This window comes from Ruminococcus sp. HUN007, from assembly GCF_000712055.1.
Taxonomy (GTDB): domain Bacteria; phylum Bacillota; class Clostridia; order Oscillospirales; family Ruminococcaceae; genus HUN007.
Genome location: NZ_JOOA01000002.1, coordinates 1,852,170 through 1,872,838 on the forward strand (window position 1 = coordinate 1,852,170; position 20,669 = coordinate 1,872,838).

Here is a 20,669-nt window from a genome sequence, read left to right on the forward strand (position 1 = left end):
GTTTATCCATAAACAAGCTCCGCCCTGTCAAAAATTTGACAAAAACACCTCATTGTTTTATAATTTACTAAGGAAACACTGATTAAGCCGGACAAATGTTATGAAAAAGGAGAAATATCTATGCCACCAGGAGGAGGAAGGCTCGGACCGGGATTTCTGACAGAAGAAGAAAAGCAGAACAAGCCCAGAGTAACCAGAGGACTTTTAAAGAGGATCTTCTCATACCTTAAGCCGTACAGAATACAGATGTTATTTGTACTTGCAGCAATACTCTGCTCCGCCGTGCTGACCCTTATGCCGTCGGTACTCACCGGCCGCATAATCGACGACGGACTTATCGCAAAAAATCTTAACAAGCTCATTTTCTACATAGTTCTTTCCTTCGGCGTTACCCTGCTTGCCAATCTTATCGGCATTCTGGAAAGCTACTTAAACACATGGATAGCACAGCACATTACCTACGACATGAGAAATTCCATGTACTCGCATCTGCAGAAAATGTCGCAGCGGTTCTTTACGAACAATAATCAGGGCGACATAATCACACGAATGACAAGCGACATTTCCGGAGTACAGCAGATAATCACGAACACGCTCACAAGCATTATCTCAAACTCCATCACACTGACCGTTGCACTGGTCCTCATGTTCCGTGAAAACTGGAAGCTTGCGCTGGTCGGCATAGCTGTAGTACCGCTGTTTGTCATTCCGACAAGAAGTGCCGGAAAACGCCGGTTCGAGATTACCCGCGAATCCCAGGCATGCAGTGACGAGATAAACGGCATTCTCAACGAAACACTTTCCGTAAGCGGTCAGCTTCTCGTAAAACTCTTCGGAATGGAAAAGACGGAGTACGACCGCTACGAAACTGCCAACAGAAAAATGATCGGCCTCAACATCAGGGAAAGCATGGCCGGACGCTGGTTCCGTATGGCTCTCGGAACTTTTACAAACATCGGGCCTATGCTCATCTACCTTGTAGGCGGTATAATAATGATGTGCTTCGACCCGACAGTTACCGTCGGTCAGATAAGCGTGCTCGTGGCTCTTCTCAGCAAGATGTACATGCCGGTAAACCAGCTTTTGAACATTCAGGTCGACTGGATCCGTTCCATGGCCATGTTCACGCGTATTTTCGAGTACTACGACATGAAGCCTGAGATCGAAAACGCACCGGATGCAGTTACACCTGACCACGCCGACGGTGAAGTTGAATTCCGCGGTGTGCGTTTTTACTACGAACCGGAGCGCGAGATACTTCACGACATAAGCTTCAGACTCGACAAGGGCAACTGTATCGCTATCGTAGGTCCTTCCGGCTCCGGAAAGAGTACCCTTATAAACCTGATACCACGACTCTATGACGTTATCGAAGGAAGCGTGCTTTTTGACGGCAGAGACGTAAAAACTCTCGACCTTGGATTCCTCAGAGAAAATATCGGCATAGTAAGTCAGGAGACCTATCTTTTCAACGGAACCATACGTGACAATCTCCTTTACGCAAAACCGGATGCCACTGAGGAGGAACTCATCGAAGCGTGTAAACGTGCGAACATCTACGACTTCATTGAAAAACAGGAAACAGGGCTTGATACAATAGTCGGCAACCGAGGTCTCAAGCTTTCCGGCGGCGAAAAGCAGAGAATTTCTATTGCACGAATACTTCTTAAAGATCCGGCACTCATGATATTCGACGAAGCAACATCGGCACTCGATTCCATTTCTGAACAGAAGATACAGGACGCAATAGAACCGCTCATCGAATCGCGTACAAGCATTCTCATTGCACACCGTCTGTCAACTATACTTGCCGCCGACGAGATACTCGTTATCAAGGACGGTGAGATCGCCGAACGCGGCACACACGAGGAACTGGTAGGTGCCGGCGGCGTTTACACCCAGCTCTACGAAACACAGTTCTCAAAGGCTGCCGAAAAACCTCAGACCGACTTCAGCTACTCCGAAGGTGAAAATGCAGAGGAACATTGATGTGTTCATATCAGAATCATGGGTAAAGGGGCGAAGCCCCTCTCTAATTAGCCCCCTCCCTCCGGGAGGGGGTTGGGGGTGGGGATAATTACAACAAAGGTTCTTATAAAGAGGAAAATTAAAATGGACAGTATTAAAAAAAGAAGAATATTAATGTCAGTTCTCGGTGTACTGACCGGAGCAGTCAGCGTTGCCATATTCAAAATGGCAGCATTCGGCGTTGATCCGTTCCAGTCATTCATGAGCGGAGCCGACAACCTTATACCGATAAATTTCGGAACGCTGTACGTAATTGTAAATGCCGTACTGCTTCTCTTCAGTCTTGTGTTCGACCGTCACTACATCGGAATAGCAACATTCATCAACCTGTTTCTGCTTGGCTACGTAACGGAATTCTCATACAAGCTTTTCCGCATGCTCATGCCGGATCCGCCGTTTGCACTCCGGATCGTATTCCTTATAGTCGGTATCGTGATAATCTGCATCGGATCATCACTCTACATAACAGCCGACCTCGGCGTTTCCACCTATGACGCAGTGGCACTTATCATGTCGGAAAAATGGAAGATAGGAAAGTTCAAATTCATCCGTGTCTGCACAGACCTCTGCTGTGTAATTCTCGGTGTTATCATGTTCATGATCGCCGGCGGCGAACTTAAAGCAGTCCCGACGATTGCAGGTGTGGGAACGATAATAACTGCATTTTTCATGGGGCCGCTCATTGAATTCTTCAACGAACACATAGCACGTAAAATACTTGCAGGGGCCGGAAAAGCCGACTGAAACAGCGCCATTCATAGAATTCATGCCTGATATAATAACACTGGCACTTAAGGAATCTATTGAATCTGCATCCGGATAAAATGCATATCATATACCAAAAGAAGCAGACCTCAGATTACGGTCTGCTTCTTTTTTTATCGTATTTCTGTCACAAGGTACTGTACAGACAGATAATCACATATCTTCAGTCATTCCGGCAGCATCGTCTTATACGCCGGATGCTCATTTTCCTCCGCACAGAGGACATCTGCCCTCAGATACGTGATAAACATATCCGCATGATGAACAGGTCGTACATCCCAGAGGGACCGGCTGCGGGCGTGATGGCTCAGCAGCTGTACCGTTTCCGCCTGAAACGCTGCTGCCATAATTCAGTGACTGCTGTGCGGTATCAGCACCGTAAAAGCCGCCTGTGCTCTGCGGATGACTGTATCCCGCATTATTATTCTGAACACCTACTCCCGGCATATATCCGCTGTTATTCTGTACTCCGTTATTCTGCACACTGCCTGACAGATTCACTCCAGGCATATATCCGGCTTCGCTGTCCTGTGCCCCATAGGTCTGTCCGTATACAGGGCCGTTGTTCTGAAGGCTGATTCCGGGCATATCTGCCTGATTCCCGTAGTTCTGAGCACTGCTTTGTCCGTAAGCCTGATTCTGATAACCATTACCGGCAGAAGCATAGCTGTTTCCGTATGAACCATAATTCTGTACGGACTGCGGATTCGCTCTGCTCATATCAGCGCTGGTGCCGTAATTCTGTGCAATCCCTGCAGCCGCTGCACCTGCAGCACCGTTACCGAGCTGTCTTGCTTCGTCCGGATCCGGATCGTATACGGCTCTTTTATATTTCAGGTCATAAAGTCCGGCCATGAAGAATGCGTGGAATCCTACAAACAGGAAAAGGAAAATTGCAGGGCCGAGGCTTGCCAGCCGGTCAAACAGACCTGGTTTGCTTATCATTGGCATTATGCTTTCAAAGGCATTGCTTACCGAAGCGCCGACCCCGGTATTTTTATCGTTAAGATTTGTTCTCAGACGGTTTTTGAATATATCGCCTACGTCCTCAGTAAGTACAGCATCAGTATTGTTTCCCTGCATCGCTTCAAAAGAAGCTGACGGATCGGAATAAACGATCAGCCAGTGCATCTCGTCAGTAAATTCCGAGAGATAACGGGTATAGGCATAGTTTTCAATGTCGCCCTGCCATTTTGTATCTTCAACCGTAACAACTGACGGAACAACACCGCTCTTTTTGTAAAAATCTCTTAATACCGAACGAAGCTCCGACTCATCCTGTGATGTGATGACATCGGCTTCATCCTTTATAATGATCTCTGTCGAATCCGGCTTTTTAAGTGAAGGCGTACTGGAGGTCTTAACCATGAATATTCCGCCGAAAATAAACGGAATGTAGAACAGAAGCACGAGCAGACGGGCCGGATGAAATCTTTTGGACGGGTCGCTCTGACTGTAAATGTACTTCAGCTTTCCGTGGCTTAGATAGCTGTACCGTTTAGCCCCCGGAAAGAATACACTGCTTATACGGGTTGAATTTCTTCTGTCGGAATAACCATAACCGGAGTAGCTTCCGCTGTGATAGCGCGAAGAACTGCGATGATGGTAATGGTGTGAGCTGCTGCGGTGATGCGAGCTGCTCCTGTGTGAACTGTGATGATGTCCTGATGAATGTGGCATAATTATCTCCTCCTCAAAAATGTTTTTCTCTGTGTGTCTGAGCGACTTATCCGCCGCCCTCTTTTGTTCTTTTCAGATCTCAGGAAATACTGATTTCTCCATATCAGCGATCCTTTTTCTGTAATGAATCTATTATACTACAACTCCGTCAGAAAATCTATATTTTTCAGATGATTTTTCCGAAACATATATTCCCCCGATATATCAGCGCAAAAGCACCGGTTTACGGATAAACCGATGCTTTTACTTACAGATATTATAAGAATCACTGCTTTGGCTTGTTTTCTTCACTTAAAATAAGCGAACCATCCTTACCGCTGACACTCAGTGTATATGAACGCATTACACCGGTGCTGTCGATAAATGAAATATCGTATGCCGAAAGATCCCCTGCGAACGGAAATCCGGCTGCGAGTGTTTTGCCTGCCTTCAGTTCATCAAGTATGTAAAGTCGTTTATAGGTCGAAGAAGTTTCCTGATTTAAAGTAATACTGTTTATTCTCAGCATCCTTATATCCTCTGCAGCCGTAAACAAGATGTTTTCTCCTGCAGTTTCACTGAGATTAAAGGTTTCATCAGCTTTTGAGTCTGCTTTCATTTCTGAAGCCTTAAGCGGAACGCACTGGTCAGCCCGAACACAAGAGCAGCCGTTGCCGCAGATGATGAAACAGCCGCCATAACTAAATTCTTCTTAGTATACTTTTTCATTTTACTCCTCTTTCCCTGTAGATTCTTTTGTTTCAAAGGAAACAAAAATGCCTCTTTTTAATATGTGTCGGCATTTCATATTCTCTGTTAAATATCTTAAATGATTTTTCGTATATAAGCACAACCTCCGTTCAGTTTTGCATTTAAAAAGCATCAGATTTTACACAGCATTTTTAAGTCGCGCACACGTTATTATTCACGAGTTAGCCAGAAATCTCTGACATACATCTCGCACGAAATGGTAATCAGAGTCTCTTCGAGACTCTAATTGCTATTTAAAATGGGCTGTTGAAAACAGCACATTTTTTCTATCGCGCCAAAGGCGCAACCATTTTATACGAAACGCCTTAGCGGCGTGCTGTTGTAAAACAAAATTTTAAACCAAGTATCGAACACACTTTAAGACAATTGAATGATTTCGTTGTTATGGACTTTTATCAAAGGATATAGTATAATTAACATATCAAACACTGGATTTATACATTCACATGCTATCCCATTAATTGAAAGGAACAATTCATATGGAAAATTCGGTATATCTTGTTGATTACGAAAATGTCTCATATAAAGGTTTATACGGAATTGGCGAAATAAATCCTAAAGACGAAGTAGTTATCTTCCACTCAGATGATATATCTATAATCAAGGATATCTTAAGCATATATAACAAATCAGATATACTAATCAATTATTTTGAATTAAACAACACTGGAAAAAACGCTCTTGATTTTATGATAACAACATACGCTGGATATGCAGCATCAAAAGATAATATAAATAAAATCGTAATTTTATCGAATGACAAAGGCTTCTCTTCTATTACAAACGTAATCGCCAAGCTAAATCCAAAAATCGATTTAGTATTCGAAAATTGCATCTACAACGCAAATCATCCCGAAAATATTAAATGCATATCATCTTCTGAGCAATCAAGTGAAAAAACAAACACTTTTCCTATAGAAGATGGCCAAGAAAGAAGTAAATTAAATACATATATGCAACACGAACTTCGTGCTTTAGGATATCCTGCAAACATCATAAATAACGTTTGTAAAATTGTAATCTTGCATTGTAAAGAAGAAAGAATGCTAAGCAGTATACACAACGATCTAAAAACAATTGACTTCTCAGACCATCAAAAACTATATCAAGATGTAAAATCATTGCTTAACAATTACAAAAACAACATACAAATTTGTAACAGCACTAATGAAATACCGTCTCTTATTTCAAGCAATCCACAAGAAGAACGTTGGAACAAAATTGAATCAGAGTTAAACAAAACGCTATCAAACGAAATCCAAAACCTTCATTTATATGGTCTTATTCAAACAGTGAAAAGATATTACGAAAATAAAAACTCTATGAAACTGATTGAAGCTGAAATAAGATCAAATTATGACAATTCAGATTATATATGTTCTAAAATCAACGATGTTTTAAATAGTATTAAAGCAAATAAATAACTTCCAAAGCACAACAAAATCCCACAGAATTTCACAGTAAAATTGACAGTCTTCAGCATTTCAGTTATAATGATAACAGCTCATCTGCCAGGTGTAGAAAGAGTTTTCGAAGACGTCTTGTGATATGCAAGGCGTTTTTTTGCTATCAGGCAAAAGGAGATTAAAAATGATAATCTATCACGGAAGCAATATAAAAGTAGAGCATCCGAAGATTCTTGTTAACGGGTTTTATAAAGACTTCGGATACGGTTTCTACTGCACGAATATAGAATTACAGGCCAGACGCTGGGCGCTTACAAAACGTGGTCCTTCCGTCATCAGCCTGTTTGAATACACACCATCAGATACACTGAAAAAGCTTACTTTTGAGAAAATGACTGAAGAATGGCTTGATTTCGTTGTGGACTGTCGGCGTGGGATTGAACATGACTACGACATTGTTGAAGGTCCGATGGCTGATGATCAGATATGGGATTACGTTGAAGAATTCGTAAGCGGGCGTATTTCCCGCGAAGCTTTCTGGGAACTGGTTAAATTCAGACATCCTACTCATCAGATCGTTTTCTGTACAGCCAAAGCACTGAAAACAATACGCTATGAAAGAAGTGAAACTCTATGAAAAACATTTACTTTCCGGACGAGGAGATCACCGAAAATGACCTGTATTTCGTCTGCTATATGATAGAACGTGTTGCAAGAACACTTCATCAGCATAATATTTATGTGGCTGAAACTTTAGGCACTGACGGACTTCGTCACGAACTCAGCGTTGCAAATGTGAATCATTCCGCCAATCCCCTTCAAATAGTTCAGGACTGGATAGACGCATACGACCTGAAAACAGGCGATTTTGATATCGCAGACGTTAACAGCGAACTTGCCACAGTGATTCCTACCGAACTTCAGATGGGTAAGGTCTACACAAGGCTGATCACCGCAACACTCTCTTCAGATGAAGATTATGCTGAAGCTATACTTCGCATATACAGTAACGAAATATGCGAGACCATCGACAACTACAACTGCAGTGCCTTTTACGAGCCGTCATACGTCATCGCACGGGCATATTATAACAGCGGATTTTAGAAAGTTAACACAGCCGTTAACGATTGTACATCCCTCAGAGCATTTCAGGAACGCTCTGAGGGATGTTTTTATGTCCTCTGATTCCCTTTAAAATTAGTGTTTATGCACATTACAGGATTAAGTTTAACCTTTATCGATATATATATTACCAATATGCCGAAAATCTATTGCACATTCAAAACAAAGGTGATATAATTAAAATAAATATGTTAAAGTAGGAGAGGTGTTTTCTATGAATAAAATATCTATTATCGGAGCCGGTTCTGTCGGCTCTACAATCGCGTACACACTCACAATTCAGGGAATCGCATCAGAGATCGTTCTGATCGACATCAACACTGACAAGGCTGAGGGTGAAGCACTCGACATCATCCAGGGCACACCGTTCAGCAGTCCTTGCAACATCTATCAGGGCAGCTACGATGACGCCAAGGATTCAGACATTGTTATCCTTACTTCAGGTATCGCAAGAAAGCCGGGCCAGTCAAGACTCGAACTTGCACAGACTAACGTAAACATTACAAAGTCTATCATTCCTGAAATCGTAAAGAGCGCTCCGAATGCATTCTACATCATCGTAAGCAATCCGATCGACGTTCTTACCTACACATTCTGCAAGCTTTCAGGTCTTCCTGAAAACCGTATTATCGGTTCAGGCACAACGATCGACAGCTCACGTCTCCGTGCAAAGCTCAGCGACTGCTACGATGTAAGCCAGAACAACATTCACGCTTACGTATTCGGTGAACACGGTGACTCTTCATTCGTTCCGTGGTCTCTTGCAAACATCGCAGGCGTTCCGATGAACGAATGTGCAAAGTTCTTCGGCAAGGACGAGATCGTTTACGACGAAGTTGAAGAATTCGTAAGAACATCAGGCGCTCAGGTAATCAAGCGCAAGGGTGCTACATTCTATGCTATCGCTGTTTCAGTATGTCACATCTGTGAGAGAATCCTCCACGGCATCGACACAGTACTTCCTGTTTCAACAATGATGAACGGTGAATACGGTGTAAGCGACGTATGCTTAAGCACACTCAACCTCGTAGGCAAGGAAGGCGTACGCAAGGTAAATGTTCCTCTTACAGACGAAGAACAGGCTAAACTCCAGAAGAGTGCAGAAGCTCTCAAGGAAGTTATCAAAAATCTTGACATCTGATTAAGGAGTAAAATCAATATGGAATATCGTATAGAACATGATTCTATGGGCGAAATGAAAGTTCCTGCAGACCGTCTCTGGGCAGCTCAGACACAGAGAAGCCACGAGAATTTTGAGATCGGCGTTGACATTGAAACAATGCCTCGTGAGATCACTCACGCTTTCGGTATACTCAAAAAGGCTGCAGCACTTGCCAACCACGAACTCAAGAGCGAAAAGATGACAGATGAAAAGCTCGCAGCCATCACACAGGCATGTGACGAAGTTATCTCAGGTTCACTCAACGACCACTTCCCTCTCGTAGTATGGCAGACAGGCTCAGGCACACAGTCAAACATGAACACAAACGAAGTTATCGCCAACCGTGCAAACCAGATCGCAGGCAAGAAACTCGTTCATCCTAACGACGACATCAACATGAGCCAGTCATCAAACGACACATTCCCGACTGCTATGCACATTTCAGCAGTTATCGCTATCGAAGACAAGCTCATTCCAGCGATCGAAACACTCATAGCTACATTTAAAAAGCTCGAAGCTGAAAACGAAGGAATCGTTAAGTCCGGACGTACACACCTTCAGGACGCAACACCTATCAAGTTCAGCCAGGAGATCAGCGGATGGCGTTCAAGCCTCGAAAGAGATGTCGAGCTTCTTAAAATGTCAGTAAAGCCTCTCTCAGAGCTTGCACTCGGCGGTACAGCAGTTGGTACAGGCCTTAACGCTCCTAAGGGATTCGATACACTCGTTGCAGCAAAGGTTTCAGAACTTACAGGCAAGTCTTTCTCAACAGCGCCGAACAAATTCCATTCACTTACTTCAAAGGACGAATTCGTATTCGCACACGGTGCTATCAAGGCAGCAGCATGCGACATGATGAAGATCGCCAACGACGTAAGATGGCTCGCTTCAGGTCCGCGTGACGGTCTCGGTGAGATCCACATTCCTGAAAACGAACCTGGTTCATCCATCATGCCGGGCAAGGTAAACCCTACACAGTGTGAAGCTGTAACAATGGTAGCCGTTCAGGTAATGGGCAACGACACAGCTGTTTCAATCGCTGCTTCACAGGGCAACTTTGAACTCAACGTATTCATGCCTGTAGCTGCATACAACTTCCTTCAGTCTGCACGTCTTCTCGCTGAAGCGATCCTTTCATTCAACAAGAACTGTGCGGTAGGCATCACAGCAAACAAGGAAAAGATGCACCACAATCTTCACAACTCACTCATGCTCGTTACAGCTCTCAACCCGTACATCGGATACGAGAATGCTGCAAAGACAGCTAAAAAAGCTTATAAAGACAATATTTCTCTCAAAGAAGCCTGCGTAGAACTCGGCTTCCTTACAGAGGAAAAATTTGATGAGGTATTCCATCCTGAACAGATGGTCTGATCCTTACAGTATTGGAGGTAAACAATGAAAGTCAGTTATTTCCCTGGCTGTACACTCCGTACAAAGGCAAAAGATCTTGATTTCTATGCCCGCAGATGCGCCGAGATCCTCGGCGTTGAGCTCTGTGAGATCGAGAACTGGCAGTGCTGCGGTGCTTCCTTCATTTCCGCCAAGGATGAAGTAGCATCAAAGCTCTCAAGTGTCCGCGCTCTTGCTGCTGCAAGAGACGCAGAACAGCCTCTTGTTACGGTATGTTCAGCATGCCACAACGTTATCAAGCAGACTAACCACGCAATGCAGACAGATGCAGATTTTGCCGCAAAGGCAAACCTCTACATGTCACAGGACAAGGAGCCGACAGCAGCTTACAACGGTGAAACAACAGTTTATCACTATCTTGAACTTCTCCGTGACGTAGTTGGTTTCGACAAGCTCAAGGAAGCAGTAAAGAATCCTCTTACAGGAAAGAAGATCGCTGCTTACTACGGCTGCATGCTTCTCCGTCCGGGCAAGGTACTCGGTTTCGATGATCCGGAAAACCCGACAATAATCGAAAACTTCATCAGAGCACTCGGCGCTGAACCGGTCATCTATTCATACAGAAATGAATGCTGCGGAAGCTACGCTGTACTCGAAGATGCAGACGCTGCAAAGAAGAAGAGCAACAAGGTATCAGAAAATGCTGCAGACAACGGCGCAGAAATGATCGTTACTGCCTGTCCACTCTGTAAGTATAACCTTGAAAAGAGCGGAAGCTCAATCCCTGTTGTTTACTTTACTGAACTTCTTGCCACTGCACTCGGCGTAAAGGAGGATACAGATGCTGAATAAGACAGAACGTCAGAAGGAACAGATCCTTCGCATGAGCGGTGTAAACCCACTCAAGTGCATGCGCTGCGGCAAATGCTCTGGTACATGTCCTTCATACGATGAGATGGAATATCATCCGCATCAGTTCGTATACATGGTTGAAACAGGCGACATTGAAACTCTCATGAAGTCTGATTCAATTTACAAGTGTCTTTCATGCTTCGCATGTGTTGACAGATGTCCTCGCGGCGTTGAACCGGCAAAGATCGTTGAAGCAGTAAGACTCATGGCTATCCGTCAGAAGGATGCCAACCACCTCACTCCAAATGACATTCCGGCACTCCTCGATGATGAAACTCCTCAGCAGCTTCTCATGAGTGCTATGAGAAAATATTCTAAGTAAGAAAGGAGAACAATTATCCCATGCAGAGAATCGGAGTATTTGTCTGTCACTGCGGCACAAACATCGCTGCAACGGTAGACGTTAAAGCAGTAGCTGAAGCACTGAAGAGCGAACCGGGTGTTGTTTTCTCCACAGACTATCAGTACATGTGTTCACAGGCAGGTCAGGATATCATCAAGAATGCCATTGCAGAACACAAGCTTACAGGTATAGTAGTTTGTTCATGTTCACCTCGTATGCATGAGAATACATTCCGTAAGACAGCAGCTGCTGCAGGACTTAACTCATACATGGTCGAGATCGCAAACATCCGTGAACAGTGTTCATGGGTACACAAGGATATGCCTACAGGTACAGAAAAGGCTATCATCCTCGGTAAGGCAGCTGTTGCTAAGGTAAGCCTCAACGCTCCTCTTACACCAGGCGAAAGCCCTGTTACAAAGCGTGCCCTCGTTATCGGCGGCGGTATCGCAGGTATCCAGACAGCTCTCGACATCGCAGATGCAGGCTTCCCTGTTGACATCGTTGAAACAAAGCCTACTATCGGCGGTAAGATGGCTCAGCTCGACAAGACATTCCCTACACTCGACTGTGCAGCATGTATCCTCACTCCTAAGATGGTTGAAGTTGCACAGAACGAAAATATCAGAATCTTCTCATACAGCGAAGTAACAGATATCAAGGGCTTTGTTGGTAACTTCGACGTTACTATCAAGAGACGTGCACGTTACGTTAAGGAAGACCTCTGTACAGGATGCGGCGCATGTACTGAAAAATGTCCTCAGAAGAAGGTTCCTAACGAGTTCAACCTCGGAATGGACAACCGCCGCGCTATTTACATTCCGTTTGCACAGGCAGTTCCTAAGGTAGCAACTATCGACCCGAACTACTGCACAATGCTCAAGACAGGCAAGTGCGGTGTATGTTCAAAGGTTTGTACAGCAGGTGCTATCGACTACCAGGCAAAGGACGAATTTGTTGAAGAAAAGTACGGTGCTATCGTAGCAGCTACAGGCTTCAACCCAATCTCAATGGATAAGTTCGATGAATTTGCTTACTCACAGTCACCTGACGTAGTAACTTCACTCGAATTCGAAAGACTTATGAACGCAGCCGGTCCTACAGCCGGTACTCTCCTCCGTCCTTCAGACCACGAACATCCGCACACTATCGTATTCGTACAGTGCGTAGGTTCAAGATGTTCTTCATGTGCTGAAAAAGGCAAGGAATACTGCTCAAAGATCTGCTGTATGTACACAGCTAAACACGCAATGCTTACTCGCGACAAGTATCCTGATACTGACGTTTATGTATTCTACATCGACGTTCGTACACCTGGTAAGGCTTTCGACGAGTTCTATCGCCGTGCCGTTGAAGACTACGGTGTTCACTACATCAAGGGTATGGTCGGCAAGGTAGTTCCTGAAGGCAAGAAACTCAAGGTTCAGGCTTCAGACCTCCTCGCAAACAAGCAGCTCCACATAGATGCAGACCTCGTAGTTCTCGCTGCTGCGATCGAACCAGACAAGTCTGCACGTCCTCTCGCTACAATGCTCACAGCTAGTATGGATACAAACGACTTCTTCACAGAAGCTCATCCGAAGCTCCGTCCTGTAGAAAGCCCGACAGCCGGCGTATTCCTCTCAGGTACATGCCAGGGTCCTAAGGACATTCCGGAAACAGTATCACAGGCTGGCGCAGCAGCATCAAAGGTAATCGGTCTCCTTTCAAAGGACAAGCTCACCGGTAACCCATGTGTTGCTCATTCAGATGAAAACATGTGTAACGGCTGTTCAACATGTGCAAACGTATGCCCTTACGGTGCTATCACATATCAGGACAAGGAATTCAGAATGCCGGACAGAACAACAAAGATGCGTCGTATCGCTGTTGTCAACGAAGCTGTTTGTCAGGGCTGCGGCTGCTGTACAGTTGCTTGTATGTCAGGCGCTATGGATCTTAAGGGCTTCATGAATAAACAGATCATGGCGGAGGTAGACGCAATATGCAAGTAAACGAATTTAAGCCGCTCATCGTGGCATTCTGCTGCAACTGGTGTTCCTACGCAGGTGCTGACCTTGCAGGTAACAACCGACTCAACTATCCGGCAGAAGTTAAGATCGTACGTGTTCCATGCTCATGCAGAGTAAATCCTATGTTCATTCTCCGCGCTTTCCAGAAGGGCGCTGACGGCGTTATCCTCTGCGGATGTCATCCGGGAGACTGTCACTACACATCAGGTAACTATTATACACGCCGCCGTATGGCTCTCCTTTTCTCAATGCTCGATTACCTCGGCATCGAAAAGGAACGTACACGTGTTGAATGGGTATCAGCAGCTGAAGGTGCAAAGTTCGCTGCTACAATGAATGATTTCGTTGAGAAGGTTATCTCACTCGGCGAAAACAAGAGACTGGAGGATCTGCGATGCAAGAAATAAAACGCGAAGACCTCATAGCAAAGGCAGCCCAGTTACTTGCTGACGGTACTGTTGACCGCGTTATCGGCTGGAAAAAGGGTGAATTTGATTATGACGTAACACCTGCAGTATTCACAACAAAGGAAGAACTCGAAAACGAATTCGTATGGAATGATTTCTGCGGTGCAAACTTCTCAAAATACATCAAAAAGGAAGCTGAAAAGAGCGAAAGCAAGGTAATGGCATTCCTCAAGCCTTGTGACACATACAGCTTCAATCAGCTCCTTACAGAATATAAATTTGACCGTGAAAAGGTTTATGTTGTCGGTGTTCCGTGTAACGGCATGATCGATGACAGCAAAATAAAGGAAAGCGCAAGCGGAATTTCTTCAGTAACAGAAGAAAACGGCAAGGTAGTTGTGGATACACTCTATGACGGAAAGATCACACTCGAAAGAGCTGACGTACTTGCTGAACGCTGTGCAAACTGCAAGTCAAAGAAGCACGCTGCGTACGACGAACTCCTCGGCACAGAAGGAGAAGTTCTCGACAGCAAGCGTTTCGATGAAGTTGAAAAGCTTGAAAAGATGACTCCTGATGAACGTTTTGCATTCTGGCAGAACGAACTTTCACGCTGCATCAGATGTAATGCATGCCGCAATATCTGCCCTGCATGTACATGTGAAAAGTGTGTGTTCGACAACCCGGCATCAGGCGTTGAAAACAAGGCTATCTCAGATTCATTCGAAGAAAAGATGTTCCACATCATCCGTGCATTCCACGTAGTGGGCAGATGTACAGACTGCGGCGAATGTTCAAGAGTATGTCCTCAGAACATCCCTCTCCACCTTCTCAACCGTAAGTTCATCAAGGACATCAACGGTTTCTACGGTGAATATCAGGCCGGTGCTGAAGTCGGCAGCCGTGCTCCGATAGTTGACTATACCAAGGAGGACCTTGAGCCTTCAGAAGCAGTAGAAAGAGGTGAAGAGAATGCGTAAAATTTCACTCGATAAATTAGATCAGCTTTTCGCGAAGATCTCTTCAAAGTCTGCACTCTACATACCTGTTGACACAGAAGCAGGTGCAAAGTTTGAGAAGTATGACGGCACAAAGAAAATGTCAGAGGCTCTCAACACAGTAAGAAGTGCCAAGGACTTCTTCTTCCCTCAGACAGAAAACCTTGTTGACTTCAAGGTTGAAGGAAAGAATATCGAAATAAAGGAAACAGTTAAGGAAGACGAAGACTTCGTTGTTTTCGGCGTTCGCGCATGTGACGTAAAGAGCTTCGACATCCTCGACAGAGTATTCCTCGCTGATCCTGTTGATAACTTCTACAAGAACAGACGTGACCACGGCATCATCGTTTCCATGGCCTGCACAAGACCTGCTGAAACATGCTTCTGCCAGACATTCGGCATTGACGCCACAGCTCCTGCAGGCGACATCGAATGCCACAGAACAGCTGATGCAGTTTACCTCGAAGCAAAGACAGACAAGGGCGCAAAGCTCCTCGAAAGCCTCAACGCTCTCACAGAAGACGCTGATGCTTCTGCAGTTGAAGCTCAGAAGGCTCAGACAAAGGAAGTATTCAAGAAGCTTCCTCTCGCAGGTCTCGACGCTTCAGCATTCGGCGACGGCAAGACAAACGAATTCTTCAACGCACCTGAGTGGAAGACACTTTCAGAATCATGTCTCGGATGCGGTACATGTACATTCGTATGCCCTACATGCCAGTGCTACGACATCAAGGACTTCAACACAGGTCACGAAGTAAAGCGTTTCAGATGCTGGGACTCATGCATGTACTCAGACTTCACAAGAATGGCTCACGGCAACCCGCGTCTTACACAGGTTGAACGTTTCCGCCAGAGATTCATGCACAAGCTCGTTTACTATCCGACAAACAACGAAGGCATTTTCGGATGCGTTGGCTGCGGCCGCTGCATGGCAAAGTGCCCGATCAACATGAATATAGTAAAGGTAATGAAGAAGTTAGGAGGTAACAAGTAATGTCTATTATCAACGATTCACTCATCCCTGTAATCGGTGTTGTAACAGATATCAGAATAGATACTCCTGACGTTAAGACATTCCGCGTTGTTACACCTGACGGAAAGAAAGCTTTCGACCACAAGCCTGGTCAGTGCGCTATGCTCTCGATCCCTGGTGTAGGCGAAGCAATGTTCTCTATCACATCATCACCTACAAACACAGAATTCATGGAATTCTCCATCAAGAAGTGCGGATGCCTCACACAGTGGCTCCACGCTATGGAAGTAGGCCAGCAGATCACTATCCGCGGACCTTACGGAAATGCTTTCCCTGTTGACACAGAATTTGTCGGCAAGGATATGCTCTTCATCGCCGGCGGTATCGGCCTTGCACCTCTCCGTTCCGTAATCAACTACTGCCGTCACTACCGCGACAGATACGGCAAGATCGACATCGTTTACGGTTCAAGAAGTATGGAAGACCTCGTTGACTACAAGGAGATCATCGACGAATGGGTAAAGGATGACGGTATCGACGTACATCTTACCATCGACCGTGAACAGCCTGAATGGACAGGTCACGTAGGTTTCGTTCCTAACTACGTTAAGGAACTCGGCTTCGACACAAACAAGACAGCCATCCTCTGCGGACCTCCGATCATGATCAAGTTCACACTTGCAGGTCTTCAGGAGATCGGCTTTGACAAGACTCAGGTATACACAACAATGGAACTTCGTATGAAGTGCGGTATCGGCAAGTGCGGACGCTGCAACATTGGTTCAAAGTATGTCTGCAAGGACGGTCCTGTATTCAGATGCGATCAGGTTGATGAACTTCCTGATGAATATTAATAATCAAAAGTAACCGAGAGGAGTTTAAATATTATGGAAAACATGGTAAACATTTACCTGTTCGGCAAACAGTATTCTGTTCCGGATCATCTCACAATCATGCGTGCTATGGAATATGCCGGCTACCAGCTCATTCGCGGCTGCGGATGCCGTAACGGTTTCTGCGGTGCATGTGCTACTATCTACCGTATCAAGGGTGATGCACAGCTCAGAACATGTCTCGCATGTCAGACAAAGGTTGAAGAAGGCATGTACATTGCTACACTTCCTTTCTTCCCGCTCGTAAAGCAGGTTTACGACATTGAAAAGGTAAAGACTACTGAACAGGTAATGATGCAGCTTTACCCTGAAATATATGCATGTGTAGGATGTAACGCATGTACAAAGAGCTGTACACAGTCTCTCAACGTTATGCAGTACATCGCTTACGCTCAGAGAGGCGAATTCGAACTCTGTGCTGAAGAATCATTCGACTGCGTAATGTGCGGCGTATGTTCATCACGCTGTCCTGCAGGTATCTCACATCCACAGGTAGCTATGCTTGCAAGAAGAATCAACGGTAAGTACCTCGCACCAAAGAGCGAACACCTTGAAAACAGAGTTAAAGAGATCGAAAACGGCGACTTCAAGGAACTCCTTGAAAACCTCATGGGCAAGCCGGTAGAAGAACTCAAGGAACTCTACAACAACAGAGAAATCGAAAAGTAAGGAGGCTACCACTAATGTATTCAGCAGAATTTCAGGAATCATTAAAGAAGGTCGAAGCTAACAGAGCTGCCAATACAGCTATGGAACCAAGACGTATGACAGCTCAGGAAAAGGATGATCTCCTTGCAGCTTACCATCCTGACTACAAGAAGAGCGAATTCGCAGAACTCAAGTTCGGTCCTAACAAGGGCGAATCAGTTCCTCACGAACTCGTTGAAATACTCCAGGCTCACAGCCGTATCAAGGCTTCAGACATCGATCTTTCAGATGTAAAGTATGACGTTGACGTTCTCATCATCGGCGGCGGCGGTGCAGGTACATCAGCTGCTATCGAAGCTCACAACGCAGGCGCCAAGACAATGATCGTTACAAAGCTCCGTATGGGCGATGCCAACACAATGATGGCAGAAGGCGGCATCCAGGCTGCTGACAAGGAAAACGACTCACCTGCACAGCACTTCATCGATGCATTCGGCGGCGGTCACTTCATGGCTAAGCGTGAACTTCTCGAAAAGCTCGTTTGTGACGCTCCTGGCGCTATCAAGTGGCTCAACGAACTCGGCGTTGAATTCGACAAGGACGAAACAGGACGTATGATCACAACTCACGGCGGCGGTACATCACGCAAGAGAATGCACGCAGCAAAAGACTACTCAGGTGCTGAGATCATGCGTACACTCCGTGACGAAGTTATCAACCTCGGTATCGAAGTAGTTGACTTCACATCTGCTATCGAACTCATCCTCGATGAAAACGGTCATGCAGCAGGTGCTGTTCTTATGAACATGGAAACAAAGGAACTCATGGTTGCACGTGCAAAGACAGTTATCATCGCTACAGGCGGTGCAGGACGTATGCACTACCAGGGCTTCCCTACATCAAACCACTACGGTGCAACAGCTGACGGCCTCGTACTCGGCTACAGAGCAGGCGCTAAGCTTCTCTATGCACACACACTTCAGTATCATCCGACAGGTGCTGCTTTCCCACAGCAGATTTTCGGCGCTCTCGTAACAGAAAAGGTACGTTCACTCGGCGCCAAGCTCGTAAACGTAAACGGTGAAGTATTCATGCACCCGCTCGAGACACGTGACGTTTCTGCAGCTTCCATCATCCGTGAATGCTCAGACAGAAACAACGGCGTAAACACAGGCAGCGGCAAGGCTGTATGGCTCGACACTCCAATGATCGAACTCATCGGGGGTGAAGGTACTATCGAAAAGCGTATCCCTGCTATGATGCGTATGTTCGGCAGCTACGGAATCGATATCCGCAAGGAACCTATCCTCGTTTACCCTACACTCCACTACCAGAACGGCGGTCTCGACATCACTCCTGACGGTCAGACAACAAACGTTGAAAACCTCTTCGTTGCCGGCGAAGCTGTTGGCGGTATCCACGGTACAAACCGTCTTATGGGTAACTCACTCCTCGACGTTATCGTATTCGGCCGTAATGCCGGCGTACATGCAGCTGCAAAGGCAAAGAACGTAAACGTAGGCAAGCTCACACTTGACCACATCGCTAAGTTCGATGCAGAACGTGAAGCAGCAGGTGTCAAGACAGACGCTGTATCACCTAAGTTACTCCCTGACTACCGCGGAAACAAGCAGGGAATGTAATCTCCCTTTAAAACAACGGAAGATCACCTGACAGGATCTCTGCGGATCAAAACGGGTTCCGTCCCGTTTTCTGCACCGATCATTAAAACCAGTGATTTTCACAGACACTTAACCAGCAAACCCCTGCTTTTGCAGGGGTTTGCCGTGTGTTATGTCATATTGACATAATGCTCAATATCCAGCGCATCTGCGATCTTATTTCGTACAAAGTGCGTATCAGTAATTTTACTGTACACTCAGCATGAGATTTAAGGGGTACAGTTTCATGCTGCAATATTTACACGTTTTATTTTTTGGAGGTTTTATAATGAACTTTTTTGATGGAATAATATCCATTACCGGTATCGGATTCCTGATGCTCGTTGTTTTCATTGTAGCAGGACTCGGATATCTTCTCGGACGAGTAACAGTCAAGGGCGTATCCCTCGGCACAGCCGGTGTATTTATCGTGGCACTTCTTATCGGTGCTATGGTTTTCACTGTAGACGGAACAAATCTTGTTACTGAAAACTTCGGTACAAGAGCAGAACTTGCAAAGAACTATTTCAAGATAATTGAAAATCTCGGACTCATCCTCTTCGTTACATCAGTCGGATTCATTGCAGGTCCTAACTTCTTCTCAAGCCTTAAGAAAAACTTCAAGTCCTATGCCCTTCTCTCACTTCTCATCATCATTCTCGGCGGACTTACAACTATCTTCTGCATCAAGGTATTCGGATGCGACACTGCAATGGCAGTCGGTCTCCTTTCCGGTGCGCTTACATCTACTCCTGCATTCTCAGCTGCCAAGGATACTCTCAGCTCAGTATATGAAGGAAACGCTGACAAGATCTCAGAAATGGAAGACATCGTTACAGTTGGTCACGGTATCGCTTATCTCTTCGGCGTTGTAGGTGTTGTACTCTTCGTACAGGTAATTCCTAAGATTCTCAGAGCAAACCTTGATGAAGAACGCAAGAAGATCGCTTCAGTTGACACAGGCGCTTCAAAGGATGAAAGCAGAAAGTTCTTTAACATCGACAACTTCGGTCTTGCTGCATTCGCTATCGCAGTTGTTATCGGTATGCTCGTAGGCGGCATCAAGATCCCTATGGGTAAGTCATCATTCTCACTCGGCACAACAGGCGGATGCCTCCTCGCTTCCCTCGTTGTTGCTCACTTCGGACACTTCGGTGCTCTCAGCATGAAGCCTGAAAAGAAAATGCTTGAACTCTTCCGCGAATTCGGTCTCATGGCATTCCTTATCGGTGCCGGTATCCCTGGCGGCGCTTCATTCGTAAAGTACTTCAAGCCGGAATTATTCCTCTACGGTGTGATCATGACACTCGTTCCTATGATCGTAGGTTTCTTAATCGCCAAGTACATCATCAAGCTTCCGCTCTTCAACAACCTCGGCGGTATCACAGGCGGTATGACATCAACACCGGCTCTTGGTACACTCATCAATGTTGCCAAGACAGATGACGTAGCTTCTGCTTATGCAGCTGCTTATCCGATCGCACTTATCTCTATCGTACTCGTATCACAGTTCATTATAACAAAATTCAGCTGATAAAACAGATCGGCGGGTGGTA

At 45.5% G+C, this 20,669-nt stretch carries 19 protein-coding genes; 17 read left to right on the top strand and 2 right to left on the bottom strand.

Annotated features, from left to right (window positions below):
• Nucleotides 1-120 precede the first annotated feature (120 nt).
• On the top strand, nt 121-1,989 hold the full coding sequence (locus CC97_RS12135) for an ABC transporter ATP-binding protein (RefSeq protein WP_044975184.1): 1,869 nt from the start codon (nt 121-123) through the stop codon (nt 1,987-1,989).
• A 123-nt stretch (nt 1,990-2,112) separates the two neighbouring features.
• A complete protein-coding gene (locus CC97_RS12140) occupies nt 2,113-2,772 on the top strand; it encodes a membrane protein (protein WP_044977020.1) in 660 nt (219 codons plus the stop codon).
• A gap of 222 nt (nt 2,773-2,994) precedes the next feature.
• Here CC97_RS12140 and CC97_RS18965 read toward each other — a convergent pair whose 3' ends face one another.
• Together CC97_RS18965 and CC97_RS12150 are read right to left on the bottom strand one after the other, a co-directional pair.
• A complete protein-coding gene (locus CC97_RS18965; protein ID WP_049962881.1) occupies nt 2,995-4,473 on the bottom strand; it encodes a TPM domain-containing protein in 1,479 nt (492 codons plus the stop codon).
• Nucleotides 4,474-4,738: 265 nt separating this feature from the next.
• Nucleotides 4,739-5,008 carry a hypothetical protein gene (locus CC97_RS12150; protein WP_156036897.1) on the bottom strand — a complete coding sequence of 90 codons (270 nt, stop codon included), beginning with the start codon at nt 5,006-5,008 and terminating at the stop codon, nt 4,739-4,741.
• A 694-nt stretch (nt 5,009-5,702) separates the two neighbouring features.
• Here CC97_RS12150 and CC97_RS12155 point away from each other — a divergent pair.
• The 15 genes from CC97_RS12155 to CC97_RS12225 all read left to right on the top strand — a co-directional run bounded on the left by CC97_RS12155 (nt 5,703) and on the right by CC97_RS12225 (nt 20,647).
• Nucleotides 5,703-6,647: a PIN domain-containing protein gene (locus tag CC97_RS12155; RefSeq protein ID WP_044975186.1), complete on the top strand. Its 945-nt coding sequence runs from the start codon at nt 5,703-5,705 to the stop codon at nt 6,645-6,647.
• A 166-nt stretch (nt 6,648-6,813) separates the two neighbouring features.
• Nucleotides 6,814-7,266 (top strand): DUF3990 domain-containing protein, encoded by a 453-nt coding sequence (locus tag CC97_RS12160; RefSeq protein WP_044975187.1) that lies wholly within the window; start codon nt 6,814-6,816, stop codon nt 7,264-7,266.
• Complete coding sequence (locus CC97_RS12165; RefSeq protein WP_044975188.1) at nt 7,263-7,733, top strand: hypothetical protein; 471 nt, start codon at nt 7,263-7,265, stop codon at nt 7,731-7,733. The genes CC97_RS12160 and CC97_RS12165 overlap by 4 nt, the downstream gene beginning before the upstream one ends.
• A gap of 232 nt (nt 7,734-7,965) precedes the next feature.
• Nucleotides 7,966-8,892, top strand: a complete 927-nt coding sequence (locus CC97_RS12170) for an L-lactate dehydrogenase (protein ID WP_044975189.1) — start codon at nt 7,966-7,968, stop codon at nt 8,890-8,892.
• 18 nt (nt 8,893-8,910) lie between these two features.
• Nucleotides 8,911-10,287 (top strand): class II fumarate hydratase, encoded by a 1,377-nt coding sequence (fumC, locus tag CC97_RS12175; protein WP_044975190.1) that lies wholly within the window; start codon nt 8,911-8,913, stop codon nt 10,285-10,287.
• A gap of 24 nt (nt 10,288-10,311) precedes the next feature.
• Entirely contained in the window at nt 10,312-11,118 is an 807-nt protein-coding gene (locus CC97_RS12180) for a CoB--CoM heterodisulfide reductase iron-sulfur subunit B family protein (protein WP_044975191.1), read from the top strand.
• Complete coding sequence (locus CC97_RS12185; protein WP_197021864.1) at nt 11,108-11,500, top strand: 4Fe-4S dicluster domain-containing protein; 393 nt, start codon at nt 11,108-11,110, stop codon at nt 11,498-11,500. Before CC97_RS12180 ends, CC97_RS12185 begins: the two co-directional genes overlap by 11 nt.
• A 20-nt stretch (nt 11,501-11,520) precedes the next feature.
• On the top strand, nt 11,521-13,515 hold the full coding sequence (locus CC97_RS12190; protein WP_044975192.1) for a CoB--CoM heterodisulfide reductase iron-sulfur subunit A family protein: 1,995 nt from the start codon (nt 11,521-11,523) through the stop codon (nt 13,513-13,515).
• Nucleotides 13,506-13,940 carry a hydrogenase iron-sulfur subunit gene (locus CC97_RS12195; protein WP_044975197.1) on the top strand — a complete coding sequence of 145 codons (435 nt, stop codon included), beginning with the start codon at nt 13,506-13,508 and terminating at the stop codon, nt 13,938-13,940. Before CC97_RS12190 ends, CC97_RS12195 begins: the two co-directional genes overlap by 10 nt.
• Nucleotides 13,928-14,920 carry a 4Fe-4S dicluster domain-containing protein gene (locus tag CC97_RS12200; RefSeq protein ID WP_044975199.1) on the top strand — a complete coding sequence of 331 codons (993 nt, stop codon included), beginning with the start codon at nt 13,928-13,930 and terminating at the stop codon, nt 14,918-14,920. Before CC97_RS12195 ends, CC97_RS12200 begins: the two co-directional genes overlap by 13 nt.
• Nucleotides 14,913-15,932, top strand: coding sequence for a 4Fe-4S dicluster domain-containing protein (locus tag CC97_RS12205; protein WP_044975200.1), 1,020 nt, complete (start codon nt 14,913-14,915; stop codon nt 15,930-15,932). The genes CC97_RS12200 and CC97_RS12205 overlap by 8 nt, the downstream gene beginning before the upstream one ends.
• Nucleotides 15,932-16,765 (top strand): FAD/NAD(P)-binding protein, encoded by an 834-nt coding sequence (locus CC97_RS12210; protein WP_044975201.1) that lies wholly within the window; start codon nt 15,932-15,934, stop codon nt 16,763-16,765. The genes CC97_RS12205 and CC97_RS12210 overlap by 1 nt, the downstream gene beginning before the upstream one ends.
• A gap of 33 nt (nt 16,766-16,798) precedes the next feature.
• Nucleotides 16,799-17,473, top strand: coding sequence for a 4Fe-4S dicluster domain-containing protein (locus tag CC97_RS12215; protein ID WP_044975203.1), 675 nt, complete (start codon nt 16,799-16,801; stop codon nt 17,471-17,473).
• A gap of 14 nt (nt 17,474-17,487) precedes the next feature.
• A complete protein-coding gene (locus tag CC97_RS12220) occupies nt 17,488-19,095 on the top strand; it encodes an FAD-binding protein (protein ID WP_044975204.1) in 1,608 nt (535 codons plus the stop codon).
• A 307-nt stretch (nt 19,096-19,402) separates the two neighbouring features.
• Complete coding sequence (locus CC97_RS12225) at nt 19,403-20,647, top strand: permease (protein ID WP_044975206.1); 1,245 nt, start codon at nt 19,403-19,405, stop codon at nt 20,645-20,647.
• Nucleotides 20,648-20,669: the final 22 nt, after the last annotated feature.

Excerpts from the sequence above, each read along its gene's own strand:
- CC97_RS12195 (WP_044975197.1), top strand. The coding sequence starts at position 13,506 with ATGCAAGTAAACGAATTTAAGCCGCTCATCGTGGCATTCTGCTGCAAC.
- CC97_RS12225 (WP_044975206.1), top strand. The coding sequence starts at position 19,403 with ATGAACTTTTTTGATGGAATAATATCCATTACCGGTATCGGATTCCTG.
- CC97_RS12210 (WP_044975201.1), top strand. The coding sequence starts at position 15,932 with ATGTCTATTATCAACGATTCACTCATCCCTGTAATCGGTGTTGTAACA.
- CC97_RS12200 (WP_044975199.1), top strand. The coding sequence starts at position 13,928 with ATGCAAGAAATAAAACGCGAAGACCTCATAGCAAAGGCAGCCCAGTTA.
- fumC (WP_044975190.1), top strand. The coding sequence starts at position 8,911 with ATGGAATATCGTATAGAACATGATTCTATGGGCGAAATGAAAGTTCCT.
- CC97_RS12140 (WP_044977020.1), top strand. The coding sequence starts at position 2,113 with ATGGACAGTATTAAAAAAAGAAGAATATTAATGTCAGTTCTCGGTGTA.
- CC97_RS12185 (WP_197021864.1), top strand. The coding sequence starts at position 11,108 with ATGCTGAATAAGACAGAACGTCAGAAGGAACAGATCCTTCGCATGAGC.
- CC97_RS12180 (WP_044975191.1), top strand. The coding sequence starts at position 10,312 with ATGAAAGTCAGTTATTTCCCTGGCTGTACACTCCGTACAAAGGCAAAA.
- CC97_RS12160 (WP_044975187.1), top strand. The coding sequence starts at position 6,814 with ATGATAATCTATCACGGAAGCAATATAAAAGTAGAGCATCCGAAGATT.
- CC97_RS12205 (WP_044975200.1), top strand. The coding sequence starts at position 14,913 with ATGCGTAAAATTTCACTCGATAAATTAGATCAGCTTTTCGCGAAGATC.
- CC97_RS12215 (WP_044975203.1), top strand. The coding sequence starts at position 16,799 with ATGGAAAACATGGTAAACATTTACCTGTTCGGCAAACAGTATTCTGTT.
- CC97_RS12135 (WP_044975184.1), top strand. The coding sequence starts at position 121 with ATGCCACCAGGAGGAGGAAGGCTCGGACCGGGATTTCTGACAGAAGAA.
- CC97_RS12190 (WP_044975192.1), top strand. The coding sequence starts at position 11,521 with ATGCAGAGAATCGGAGTATTTGTCTGTCACTGCGGCACAAACATCGCT.
- CC97_RS12220 (WP_044975204.1), top strand. The coding sequence starts at position 17,488 with ATGTATTCAGCAGAATTTCAGGAATCATTAAAGAAGGTCGAAGCTAAC.
- CC97_RS18965 (WP_049962881.1), bottom strand. The coding sequence starts at position 4,473 with ATGCCACATTCATCAGGACATCATCACAGTTCACACAGGAGCAGCTCG.
- CC97_RS12165 (WP_044975188.1), top strand. The coding sequence starts at position 7,263 with ATGAAAAACATTTACTTTCCGGACGAGGAGATCACCGAAAATGACCTG.
- CC97_RS12155 (WP_044975186.1), top strand. The coding sequence starts at position 5,703 with ATGGAAAATTCGGTATATCTTGTTGATTACGAAAATGTCTCATATAAA.
- CC97_RS12170 (WP_044975189.1), top strand. The coding sequence starts at position 7,966 with ATGAATAAAATATCTATTATCGGAGCCGGTTCTGTCGGCTCTACAATC.